7 protein-coding genes and 1 pseudogene are annotated in these 12,388 nt (G+C 68.9%); 4 read left to right on the forward strand and 4 right to left on the reverse strand.

Features of this window, described 5'->3' with window-relative positions; genetic code table 11:
- The first annotated feature begins 97 nt into the window (after positions 1-97).
- Together IF11_RS43265 and IF11_RS43270 are read left to right on the forward strand one after the other, a co-directional pair.
- A complete protein-coding gene (locus IF11_RS43265) occupies positions 98-514 on the forward strand; it encodes a helix-turn-helix domain-containing protein (RefSeq protein WP_420894621.1) in 417 nt (138 codons plus the stop codon).
- The gene (locus IF11_RS43270) at positions 403-786 is read left to right on the forward strand and encodes an MmyB family transcriptional regulator (RefSeq protein WP_420894622.1); all 384 of its coding nucleotides are present in this window, start codon (positions 403-405) and stop codon (positions 784-786) included. The genes IF11_RS43265 and IF11_RS43270 overlap by 112 nt, the downstream gene beginning before the upstream one ends.
- A 209-nt stretch (positions 787-995) precedes the next feature.
- Here IF11_RS43270 and IF11_RS0125780 read toward each other — a convergent pair whose 3' ends face one another.
- The 4 genes from IF11_RS0125780 to IF11_RS0125800 form a co-directional block, all read right to left on the reverse strand.
- Positions 996-1,487, reverse strand: a complete 492-nt coding sequence (locus tag IF11_RS0125780) for a DinB family protein (RefSeq protein ID WP_030354117.1) — start codon at positions 1,485-1,487, stop codon at positions 996-998.
- A 35-nt stretch (positions 1,488-1,522) separates the two neighbouring features.
- Positions 1,523-2,149, reverse strand: coding sequence for a class I SAM-dependent methyltransferase (locus IF11_RS0125785; protein ID WP_030354118.1), 627 nt, complete (start codon positions 2,147-2,149; stop codon positions 1,523-1,525).
- Between the two features lie 454 nt (positions 2,150-2,603).
- Complete coding sequence (locus tag IF11_RS0125795) at positions 2,604-3,146, reverse strand: SMI1/KNR4 family protein (protein ID WP_051746214.1); 543 nt, start codon at positions 3,144-3,146, stop codon at positions 2,604-2,606.
- 42 nt (positions 3,147-3,188) lie between these two features.
- Positions 3,189-11,843, reverse strand: coding sequence for a golvesin C-terminal-like domain-containing protein (locus IF11_RS0125800; protein WP_078490918.1), 8,655 nt, complete (start codon positions 11,841-11,843; stop codon positions 3,189-3,191).
- Between IF11_RS0125800 and IF11_RS41425 the strand changes: the two genes are divergently transcribed.
- Positions 11,800-11,961, forward strand: a complete 162-nt coding sequence (locus IF11_RS41425; protein WP_165840678.1) for a hypothetical protein — start codon at positions 11,800-11,802, stop codon at positions 11,959-11,961. The genes IF11_RS0125800 and IF11_RS41425 overlap by 44 nt on opposite strands.
- Positions 11,962-12,128: 167 nt before the next feature.
- Positions 12,129-12,266 (forward strand): annotated as a pseudogene (locus IF11_RS39285) (IS5/IS1182 family transposase); the annotation flags it as partial.
- Between the last annotated feature and the right edge of the window lie 122 nt (positions 12,267-12,388).

Below are 12,388 nucleotides of genomic sequence, written 5' to 3' on the forward strand. Positions count from 1 at the left end.
CCAGCCTTCGCCGGACCGGGCGGGCCGGCCAGGGCCCTGGCCACAGGGGTGACAGCAGGGCCAGGATCGCCCGCACCTGGCGGCCTACGCTGGAACGATGAGCGAGCACACCGATCTGGGCGCCTACCTGCGCGCCCGCCGCGACCTCACCCGGCCCGCCGACGTAGGCCTGGCCCTCACCGGCAGGCGACGCGTGCCGGGCCTGCGCCGGGACGAGGTCGCGCAGCTCGCCGGGATCTCCAGCGAGTACTACGTGCGCCTGGAACAGGGCCGCGACCAGCACCCTTCCGCTCAGGTCCTGGACGCCCTGGCCCGCGTCCTGCGCCTGGAACCCGCGGCGACCGCAATGCCCCTGGTGAGAACGCCCTGCGCGCCGCGTTCCTCGACCCCGAGGTGCGTGCCCTGTACGACCACGACTGGGACCGTATTGCCTCCGGCCTTGTCGCGGGCCTCCGTGCGCTGGCCGGCCCCGAGAGCCGCGACCGGCACCTGGCCGAACTCGTTGGCGAGCTGAGCGTGCGGAGCGAGGAATTCCGACGACTGTGGGCCCGCCATGAGGTCGCACCACGGATGAGCGGCTCGTCCTATCTGCACCATCCGCAGGTCGGGGGGATGGAGCTCTCCTACGAGAAGCTCGCCGTCACCGGCACGGACGGACAGGTCCTTGTCCTTTTCCACGCCGCACCCGGCAGTGAAGCGGCAGAGTCGTTGGCGCTCTTGGCGCAGATCGCCGCAGAGGCGGCGAGCAGCGAGGCGGCGACGGCCGAGTACGGTGCGGCCACCTGAGCTGACGGGCGACGGCCGGAACCGCACCTCACGGCCGTCCGCCACGCGAGCCGGGCCCGCATCCTGTCGACCGGCCAGGGACCCCTCAGAGGCGCAGCGTTCCGTCCAGGACCGTGACGGCGGTGCCGCTCAGAGCAGGTCGCCGGCCACGACCTCGCGGTCGTGCCGACGGCGTGCGCGACGGACTCACCCGGTTCGGCAACCGCAGCTCAGCGCCCGGTGGTGCCGTCGATGAGTTCGCGGAGGATGTCCGCGTGACCTGCGTGGCGACCGGTCTCCTCGATCATGTGGGTGAGTGCCCAGCGAACGCTCGGCGACGGGCCTGAACGCCCCGGCCGGGGGAGTGGTGCGCCGAGATCGGTGCATGCGTCGAGAACCGTGTTCGCGCTGTCGACGGTTGCCCGGTAGCGAGCGACGACATCGGCGACGCTGTCCCGAGGGGCAGGCTGGAATGTCGCTTGCCAGTCAGTGACCTTTTCGCCAAGAAACGTCACGTTCTCGACGGCGATCAGATGGTTGAGCAGGCCAAGCAGGCTCGTACCCGAGGGCACTGCTGGTGTCCGGACCTGAGGTTCCGCGGCTCCGTCGACTTTCGAGGCGATCGAGGCACGCAGGTAGTCAAGGAATCCGCGCAGGACGTCAGCTTCACTGTTTGCGGTGCGGGGCGGAGGGGTGTCATTGCGGCGGGAGGCGGTGGGCACGGCGTTCTCCTTGTGTGGTGCTTGTCGGGGCGGTATCACGCGGTCCGGCGGATCAGCAGGACGTGGTCGACGACCTCGGCGGTGCTCCCGTCGGGGCCGACCGCAATCCGGCGTGGCGTATCCGCGCGTTCGACCGTCCACCTGGCAGGGGAGAAGCGCATCAGTGCCGCGACCTCTTGAGGAGTCGGATACCGCACGTCCGGGTCCTGATTCCACGACCACGGCGCTGTCGATCCGTGATCGACAACCAGCAGTCGTCCGCCCGGACGCAGCAGGTGGGCGGCGGAGCGGAGGATGGCTGTCCTGTCTTGCGCGTAGGGGGTGTGGAAGTAGTGGGCGGTTACCAGATCGAACCGCAGTCCGGGCAGCGAGGCGCGCACGTCGTGCTGCATGGCGGTGATCCGGTCGCTCAGGCCGCGTGAGCGGGCCTGCCGGGCGAGCCGCGTGGCCGCCACAGCCGAGACGTCGAGGGCTGTGACCCGCCAGCCCCGGCACGCGAGCCACAGCGCGTCGCTGCCGCCACCGCATCCGAGGTCCAGCGCGTCCCCTGGGGGTAGTGCGGTGGCGATCTCGACGAGGCGGTCGTTCGGCTGCGGGTCAGCGGACGCGGGCCGCTCCGCGTACACCTCGTCCCAGTACCTTGCTGCGTCGGAGTGCTCCATTGGGTTCCTTCCCCTCGGTTTCCGTGGGGCCAGTCTCAGCCGAGGTGTCACTAAGTGGCGTCGATCCTTGCTGTTTCGGCAAGCTGGTCTCATGGACCCTGCAATGGAAGACGTGCTGGACGCGGTCGGACCGCGGCTGCGTGCGCTTCGGCACGCGCGCGGTATCACCCGCGGACGGGCGGAACACAAGCCCTGACCGCACGCCTCGGGCGAAGGCATAGCCCACAGGGACGGGACGGCCGGCCAGTACTCCAGTCGCAGTCCTCCATTACTTCGGCGGGCTGTGACGGACGAAAACCGCCACCGACCGGTGGTGCGCCGCGTCGGATCCGGCGCACTGACCCGGGCGTGGCCGCGGACGCGGTCTCAGGGAGCCGACGGGCCCGCCGCACGCGGAAGGCCCGGGCCGTGACCGGTCCGGGCCTCCGTACGCGCCGTGCTCACCGAGGGGGCGTCAGCCCCGTGCCTGGAACGTCACCTCACTCACGCCCCAGAGGAACTCGCCGCCCAACGGGTTCTCCGGCCATTCGGCACGGAAGTTCCGGACGAGGAATTCCACCATCCCGCAGTCGTAGCGGCTCCACAGCGAGCCGTTGCGCTGGTAGACCACGACCGGCCAGTTGGCGGGATCGTCGTCCGACGCGTCCCAGCACAACATGTCCGCGGTGGCGTCGACCCCCCAGGTGATCAGCACCGGAGAAGTGCCCTCCAACTCGGGTGTCTTCTCCTCCGTCTCCCAGTCGGCCTCGGCGTTCGCCGTCTCGATCACCATGCCGTCCCGCGGTGCCTGCTCCAGCGGCACCTTGGGCTCCGGCCTGCCGATCGACAGGTAGTTCTGCACCGCGCCGGCGCCGTAGACCTCCATGAAACGCCGGTAGTCGGACGGGAACGGCTTGCCCCACGACGCGGTGAGGGCGGCCCAGTCGACCGTCGTGGCCCCGTCCGCCGGCGGCGGCATGAGCCGTCGCAGGGCGTCCAGGTCGGTCGGCTCACTCATCGGTACCTCGCTCTGTGTCCATTCGATCCTTGTCGGTCCGCGTCATGGGGTGCTCCCTGTGGGTGTCGGCGCACCGCCGCCGTCCATCTGTGTGCCGAGATTGTCTCCCGTACTCAGTTCGTTCGGAATGAACACCTGGAAGTTGATCCCGACCGAGCCGTCGGGATTGACGCCGTACGCCGACATGTCGTACCCGGTCGGCACCGTCCTGCTCCCGTCGTAGCGGGGCGACACGGTGTACATGACGTCCTGGCCGGCCATCACGGCCGTGTAGACGAGGCTCTCGTACGCCCTCATGTGCGCGTCGCCCTGCGTGGAGCCGACCTGCTTGGCGTTGGCGCCGCGGGCGCACGGGGAGAGGTTCGCCAGGACGCCCTTGCCCGCCAGCTTGTTGCCGATGAGGTGACAGGCGTTGACGTTCCTCTGCGCGTCCAGCCCCTTGCCCGTGGCGAAGTCCTGCGCCCACTGGTATCCCGGCGGGTTCGAACCCACGGCGGTGCCCTTGTTGTTCTTCAGGTAGTCCTTCGTCAGGCAGGCCTCCGCGGCCGTGGCCCGGTTGCCGTTGGCCGCGTCCCGCTCGCCGTATTTGATCCAGCCGTCGCCGCAACCGGACCGGTTGTCGTCGTCGTCGGGCTCCGGCTGGGGCCGTGGGACGCGCCGCGGGTCGGGTGCGGGCTGGTCGTCGGTGTCGTCCCGCGCCCGGGAACGCTCGTCGATCCGTTCCCGGACCTCGTCGACGACGTACTCGACGGCGGCGGCGACGGCGATGATGGCGACCGTGACCACGACCGCGGCGACGAAGGCCACGGCGATCGCCGGGATGGCGAGGGCGAAGAAGTGACCGTCGATCTCGACGTTGCTGATCGGGTTGCCGCCGGTGAAGGCGTAGCGGTTGCCGGTGAAGGGGTCACTGCCCAGACCCATGTCGGCCAGGGCCCCGTTGTACATGTCCCGGCTGGTGAAGCGGTTCAGCCCCGGGTCGTAGTCGCGGAAGCCCATGTCGTACGTGCCGGATCCGGCGTCCCACCGCTTGGCGTTGTAGCGGTAGGAGTTGTACTCCTCCTTGGCCGGATCGGCGGCGTCCGGCTTGTCGATGCCGGTGAACTCCGACGAGTCGTCGTTGCCGTAGGCCGTGTAGCCGTAGGTGGCCTTGGTGTTGCCGCTGTCGTCGGTCAGGGTCTCGACGTCGGTGTGGCTGTTGTAGCCGTAGTACGCGTCCTCGGTCGTCCCGTTCTCGTTGTGCTTGACCTGCGACAGGCGCCGGCCCCACGGGCTGTACTGGTAGGACTTGGTGAGCTTGCCGGCCACCTCCTCGGTCAGCACCTCCTGGGAGAGGCCGAGGTAGCGGTAGTCGGTGGTCTTGCCGTCGGCGGTCCTGGACGAGGTGCGGTCGAGCGGGTCGAAGGTGTACTTCGTCGACTTCATCGCGCCGTCCGCGTCCCGCTGCTGGGACTCGACGACGTGGTCGAAGCCGTCGTAGACGCTGCGCGAGACGACCTGCCCGTCCTGGGATGTCGACTCCTGACGGCCCAGCGGGTCGTAGTTGAAGGAGGTGACGGACCCGGCGGTGGTCGACGTCTGCAGCCGGTTGCGGTCGTAACGGAAGTCCGTGGCGGTGCCGCCGACGGTCTGCTGGACGACGTTGGCGTTGTCGTCGTGGACGTACGTCTCCGTGGCGGCGCCGTTGCCGGTCTTCACCGACTTGGCGATCCGGTCGACCGGGTCGTAGGTGTACTGGGTGGTGGACTCCAGGTACGCCGAGTGGTTGTCGGCGTTCATCTTCTTCGCCGCGTCCTGCGCCTTGTTGCCGTTGGCGTCGTAGGCGTAGGTGTGCGAGGCGACCAGCGTGCCGTCGGCCTTCTTCTCCGCGCTGGTCTTCACCGCGCCGTCGAGGAAGTAGGTGTGGTCGACGGTGTTGCCGTTGTCCTTGGTCTCCCGCAGCACCTCACCGCGGTCGGTGTAGGCGTAGGAGGTGAACTTGGGGTCGGTGTCCGTGGGCGACGTGCCCACCGAGACCGACTTGACCTTCTCCCTCAGGTTGTAGGTGTACGTCGAGTACTGGTCGGGGTGGGTGATTGTCTCGGGCTGGTCGTTGGGGTCGTAGGCGTAGGCCGTGCTCGTCTTCTCCTGGCCGGCCAGGGTCTCGGTGATCCGGGACACCCGGTTCAGGCCGGTATAGGAGATCGTGTACTTGTCGACCTCGGCGCCGGACGACAGGTCGTCGATCAGCGAGAGGTTGTCGTTGAGGTCGTAGGCGTAGCGGAAGTGGTGCTTCTCCGCGTCGATGTCGCCGGTCAGGTCGCGCACCAGCTTGACCCCGTCGGCCACGACCTTGCCGTCGGCGGCCTGGAACAGCTCCAGCTTCGCCGCGTTGCCCTGGGTGAAGTCGTACGTGCCGAGGCTGACCCAGGTGCCCGCCGCGGTGGACTGGTCGACCGTCTTGTCGGTGCTTCCGCCGGTGTGGGTGACCTTGTACCTCGCGGTCTTGCTGGCGCCCGCGACCTGCGGGAACTTCACGTAGGCGGTGTACTTGCCGTTCTTGGGGATGTTCAGCGTCCAGGAGTACGCGTCCGTCCCGCTGCCGGCCGCGTGCACGCGGTGGTCGAAGCCCTGCTGACCGGTGAGGCTCGCCGTGGTCCAGGTGCCGGTGGAGCCGGTGTGCTGGATGTCGGAGTTGTCGACGAGGGGCACCGCGGTGCCGACCGGCACGCCGTCGTCGGTCTTCTCCTTCAGCTTGCCGTTCGGGTAGTAGCTCCAGCCCATGGTGCGGCTGACGGAGTCACCGGCGGAGCTCAGCGTCCTGGAGGTCTGCAGCCCCAGGTCGTTGTACTCGTAACTGGTCCGGATGTCCCACGGGTCGGTGGAGCTCCTGGTCCACCCGTTGTCGTAGTAGGCGAACTCGGTGTCGTTGCGGACCGTCTGGCCCTCCGAGGGCGGCAGCGAGGTCCGGGTGACGCGGCCGGCCGCGTCGTAGAACGTCTGCGTGTAGACGTCCGGGTCGTTGTAGCGGGTGTCCGACGGGTTGTACGGCAGGTACTGCTTGACCGGCCGGTTCAGCGCGTCGTACTCGGTGCGCTTGGTGAAGTCGTCGGCGTTCGCGGTCTCCGTGCCGCGCGGGGTGATCACCCGGGTGGCATTGCCGACCTGGTCGTACTCGTAGCGGGTGGTCCGGTACGTGGTGTCGCCGCCGGTGCCCGAGTGCGGAACCTTGACCTCGGTCTTGCGGCCCCGCTCGTCGTAGCTGGACAGGGTGGTGTTGCCGTCGGGGTCGGTGTCGGAGACGACCAGCGCGTCCTTGTCGTAGCCGCGGTGCGTCACGTTGCCCAGCGGGTCGGTGACCGAGGTGACCCGGTGCTCCAGGTCGTAGGTCATCTTCGACGAGAAGTCGTCGGGGTCCGCCGTCCGGTTCTTCTTCGGGTCGACGACCTTGACGTTGTTGCCCACCGAGTCGTACGAGTACGAGATCTTCTCGCCGACGGCGTTGACCACCGAGGCGAGCTGGTAGATCTCGTCGTAGTTCTGGGTGGTCGTGTAGTCGTCCGGGACGTCGGGCGTGGCCACGCCCTTCGGCTCGGTCGTCGTCTTCAGGTGACCGGTCTTGTCGTAGGTGTAGGCGGTCCGGCGCAGGGGCTCGGTCGGCGAGTCCTGCGGCGAGGTGGCCTCGGTGATCTGGTCGGCCGCGTCGTAGACCGCCGTGGAGACCGCTCCGGTGGGCGCGATCGCCTTGGTGACGTTGTCGTTGGCGTCGTAGTCGGGTGCCGGGACGGTGACCAGGTCGTTCTTGGCCTGGTCCCTCGGCACCGTTCTGACCAGCGGCCGGCCGTACGTGTCGTACGTCTGCGTGGTGCGGTGGCCCAGCGGGTCGGTGGTCTTGGTGACCTTGCCGCGCTCGTCGTACTCGTAGGCCGAGCTGTTGTTCAGCGCGTCCGTGATCTTCGCCGGGGAACCGGTCGGAACGAACTCGCTGTTCACCGTGGAGTGGCCGTTGGCGTCGGTGGCCTTGGTGAGCTGACCATGGGCGTCGTACTCGTACCGGGTCGTGTAGTCGCCGTCGGCGGGGGTCGCGACGCCCTTCGGGTCGGTGACCGTCTTCAGGTTGCCGAAGGTGTCATAGCCGAACTGCCAGGCGCGGCCCTGCGGCGACGTCTTGCGGTACAGGTCGGAGGAGTAGCCGTCCAGCCGCTTGACGTACTCGAACTTCTGGGCGTTGACCGGGTACTTGCCGGGCGCGCAGTCGCTCTGCGGCGGGACCCCGCCCGTGTTGTGCTCGGCGGTGCGCTTCCACAGCGGGTAGCCGGTGAGCGCGTCGTAGCAGTACGCGGTGACGGCCCCGTTGTTCTCCTCCATGTAGGTGACGTTGTTGTCCGCGTCCCACGCCAGCTCGGTCTGCTGAGACTTGGCGTTGACGGACCGCACCGGGCGCCCGTAGTCGTCGGTGACGTACGTGGTGTCGTGGCCCTCGGCGTCGGTGACCACCGTGGACGTGAAGCGGGTGTTGGCCGTGTCCGGTGCGTAGGCGAACTCGGTGGTGCCGGCTATGCGGTCGGTGATGGTCTGGGTCCACCAGTGGTACTTCGGGTCGTCGCCCTCGTTCGGGTAGAAGTAGTCGAGGCCGGTGGCGTTGCCGCGCGGGTCGGTGATTTTGACCAGCTTGACGTTCTTGTTGCCCTGCTCGGCGTCGTACGTGAAGCCGAAGACCTTCGGCTGGGACGAGCCCGCGCCGTCGGTCAGCTTGGTCAGCAGTCCCTTGTCGGAGTACTCGAAGGCCAGCTTGCGGCCCGAGATGTCGGTCATCGACTTGAGGTGGTCGATGATCTTCGGGCTGCTGGTGTCCGACTTGGTGTAGTAGGCGGCGGTGAGCGTCTGCCGCCCGGCCGGGTCGGTGATGTACCTGAGGAACTTCGTCGGCTTGTTGTTGGACTTGCGTTCCTCGTACGTGAATGTCTGGGTGTTGCCGTTCTTGTCGACGACGGACGTCTGGTAGCCGTCACAGCCGAACAGGAACCGGGTGCCGTCCGGGCGCGTCAGCGTCCAGGCGTCCGGTACCGGGTCCTTCGCCGGGGTGCAGTCCAGTCCCGGTTTGGCCGACAGCCGGAAGTGGACGCCGGCCGGCGCCTTCCACGTGCCGTCGTCCTGCGCCCGGAAGACGTGGGTGGTCCCGTCCCCGTCGGGCAGCCGGATCTCCCTCGGGTTCGGGTTCGGATGGAAGTCCAGCGGGGCGCCGAGCCGGATCGGTCCCGCGGCCTGCACGGACCAGCCGTGGCCGGCGACGGTGTCCGAGGTGTCCTGGGTGTTGTAGGCGAAGCGGACGAAGGTGTTCAGGCCGCGGCCCGGGTTGCTGAGGGCGTTGTACTGCCAGACGCTGTTCCCGGCGGCGGTGTTGTTCATCAGCGACGAACCCGCGCCGGTGTTCGTGCCGTTGTACGAGTAGTACTTCTCCAGGCCGAGCTGGTCCGAGGTCGGGTCCTCGACGGTGACGTTCTGCCGGAGTCCGGGTATGCCGCCCGTGCCGGACAGCCAGGTGCCCGCCGCCGTGTCCCGGACGTCCCAGGTGAGGACGTACTCGGTGCGCTTGTTGCCGGAGCCGGAGTTGATGGGGGCGCGGATCTTGGCCTGCACGGTGACCGAGTCACCGGGCAGCAGATCGGCGGGCAGGGCCGTCTGGAGCTGATTGCCGCCGTTGGTGACGTCCGTGCCGTCCGGGAGCGCCCACCGGTAGCTCAGGGCGTGGGTGCCGGCCTTCCAGACGGACGTGGTGGTGTTGGTGAGGGTGAACTCGACGGTGTGGTCGCTGTTCGGGGTGATCCGCGCCGGGGTCTGCGGCGCGTAGTACGTCGACTCGGTGGTGGAGTCGATGTACGTGACCGCGATGCGGGGCCGCAGCCTCGGCTCGACGCCCTCGGAGGAGACGAAGACGGTGCGTTCCTGGGGACCGGCCTCGTCGGCGAGCTTGATCAGCACACCGTGCTGAGTGGCGGGGTCGCGCACCCAGCCCTGCACCATCGAGGACACGTTCCAGTCGCGGCTGGCCGGGTCGTTGGTGAAGGAGCCGAGGTCGGACACCGGACTGCCGGTGTCGCCGCCCGCGGTGGTCCAGGAGGCGGTGGAGTCGGCCTTCTGCCAGGTGGCGGTCGCCTCGTCGAAGGCACGTGTGAGCGGGCGCAGTTCGTACCTGGCTCCCGCGGCGTCCGTGACGGTGGTGAAGCCCCAGAGCTTCACCTGGGCGTCCAGCACCCGCGCCGTGGCGGGGATGCCCAGCGCGGGGAACTTCACCGCGGCCCGGCTGGTGCCGTAGGTGGCCGAACTGTTGCCCGCCATGAGCCAGTTGTGCGAGGCGCCGCCGTCCGCGATGGTGTCGTGCGGCTGCGCCGGCTGCGCCGCGGTGAGCGTGGCGTCCTGGGACGCCTCGATCAGCTTGATGGTGCGGCCCGCCTTGGGCAGGCGTACCAGCCGGGTCGGGCCCTGGACCGTCTGCCCGTCCCGGGTCTTCACCACGACCATGTAGTAGTAGGCGCGGCCGAGGGGGTCGGCGTCGTCCGCCCGGGTGGGCGCGGCGGAGCTGTCGGTGAAGGCCGTCGTGCCGGGTGCCACCGGGGCGACCAGGGTGGAGGCCGAGGGGGCGAAGTTCTGGAAGACGGAGCGGTGCACCTGGTACTCGACCAGGTCGTCACCGGAGTCCGCCGAAGGGTCCTGGTACGCGGACCAGTTCAGCTCCGCGCCGGTGGCGTGGATGGTGCTCGGGGCCGCCAGGTCCACACTCGGGCGGCCGTAGGTGAGGACGAGGCGCGGGTAGTTGACCGTCTCGCCGTTGTAGGCGAACTCGCTGCCCTCGTAACGGGGGCCGCCCTTGGGCGCGGTCGCGCTCTCGTCGCCCGCCTTGACCACGAATCCGTGGTTGGCGTAGGTGCCGTCGATCCACTGCTGGACGGTCTTGGTGACCGGGAAGGAGTGCCAGGTGTTGGACTCCGCCGGCTGCTTCGTGACGGCGCCGCCCCGGGTGAAGCGCACGGCGTCGGCGATCACCGCGGTCGAGGTGGAGGCGGGACCGTCACCCAGGACGACCTTGCCGAGCGTGCCGGCCTTGAACGGGTAGGTGCCCAGCGCCCGCCACACGCCGCCCGACCCGGCCCGCTGGTCGACGGTGCGTGCCGTGCTGCCGCCGTCGTGCGTCACGGTGTACGGCGCGTTGGTGGCCCGGTCCTCGGCGGGCACGGAGTGCGCCTCGACCAGGTAGTCGCCGCTCTCGGGGAGGTTCGGCTGCCAGGTGTAGGTGTCCCCGGCCACCGAGTCCTTGTTGTACAGGTAGTCCTTGTTCACCGCGTACTGCGTGTACGCGGTGTTGCCGGACGCCGGCCAGGAGCCCTTGGCGGCCGTGGTGCCGGTGTCGCCGTCGTCGACGACGACGGAGGTGCCGGACAGCTCGCCGGTCAGGTCCTTGGCGCTGTTCCAGGTGGCGGTCGACTCGTTCCAGTCCGCGGTGGCGCGGTGCGCCTCCAGCCGTACCTCCTCGGCACTGGTGGTGTGCGACTGGTCGTAGTACAGCCGGAGGTCGGCGGAGTCGAGACGGGTGCCCGACGGGATGCCGCTCACCGGGAACCGCAGCAGGGCCCGGGAACTGCCGGTGGTGGTGTTGCCGACGGAGAGCCGCCAGCTGGTGTCGTAGTTGTCGCTCGGCCCGTCCGAGGAGATCATCACGTCCTGGGCCTGCGACGGCGGCGGCGAGATCGCGATCGTCGGGTCGATGGTGACCGGGAACCGCCGCTCGGGGGCGGCGAGCCAGGTGGCGTCCGGGGTCACCGTCAGTTTCCAGCTCTTGCCCGCGCGGGTGAGCTTCTGCGTGACGTCGTTGCTGTGGGCCGTGCCGTACGGGGACTCGGCGTCCTTCCTGGCGTCCGTCATGAACGCGGGCGGCAGTTCCAGGACGGGGTCCTTGCCCTCGCCGTAGAGCCGGACGGCGCCGTCCTTGCCGGCCTTGGGCGTCAGTCCGCCCGGATCGAGCGTGAAGGTGAACGACAGCGGGCCGGCCGGGCGTTCACGGAGGACGATGTTCTCCTTCACCCGCCCCGGACCGACCTCGTAGACGAGGTCCGCGCCGGACACCGCGTCGCGGTAGGTCACCCGGTTGTCCCCGGCCACCGGCGCGAGGGCTCCGGCGTCCGGCAGCCCGAGGGTGACGACATGACCGTCGGAGGTCTCGAAGCGCACCAGGCCGTCGGCCTTCTTGCCGAACCAGGTGCGGGCGGTGTTGGTGGTGTTGGCGAAGGCGTATCCCGGCCGGTCGACGGCCTTGATGCCGGGGTCGATCGCCTTCCACTTCTTGCCCGCCCGGTAGCCGGTGGGTACGGCCGACACCTCGGCCTGCACCCGGCCGTCGGACATGCGCCAGTACCGTGAGTGGGGCGTGCGCCGGTCGCTCAGTTCGGCGACCCGGTGGGCCTTCGGAGCCGGGGCGCCCTTGGGGAGCTTCTCGCGGCTCGGCAGGGTCGGTTCTCCGCCGCTCTCGGGTGTTTCGGGACCGGCGTCGCCGTCGTCGCCGTCGAACCAGTTCCCGATGGTGGCGATCAGGCCCTCGGACGGGCCCTTGCCCTCCCCCTCACCGTTCGTCGCCGGAAACGCGTAGGCCGCTTGCGGCAAGACAGAAATGGTGATCGCCGTGACCACGGTCACGGCGATCACCCGTATCGGTCTCGCTCGCATTGCTTTTCTTCTCATGCCGCCCCTCATGGATTTCGGCACCCTCCCCTGGGCGGGCGCCAATTCGTACACGAAAGAAAGGGAATCCGCGGTGGAAAGCGCGGATTCCGGCAGTGCGTGAGCCGCCGGAAACATGGGGCGATGGCATGTGACACCGCATTACTGCGGCATCATTCACCGCCCGACGCACCGGCGGGGCACATCATCTACCAGCGGCTCATGTACACGTCAATAACATTCGCATGAGGCGATAAATGACGGACAATGGGCAGATGTTGGCCATTGGTCGAGCTGTCCGGCGTGAAGGAAGCCGTCGGCACGACGATGGTGATCGCGGACGGCGGCTACCGGGCACCGGCCTGGAAAGAGGAACACAACACCTCCCACCGCAAGGCCCGCGCCCGTGTCGAGCACGCCTTCGCCCGCAGGGGCACACCAACCAGGTCGCGCGTGAGCCGGCCAGGAGGGAAGCAGGCACTCAGCCACACCGTGCGCGCGTCACGAAAGGTGAGCCGGAACAACAACCTTGTGGATAAAGCCAAGAGGAC

It is taken from the genome of Streptomyces scopuliridis RB72 (genome assembly GCF_000718095.1).
Classification (GTDB): domain Bacteria; phylum Actinomycetota; class Actinomycetes; order Streptomycetales; family Streptomycetaceae; genus Streptomyces; species Streptomyces scopuliridis.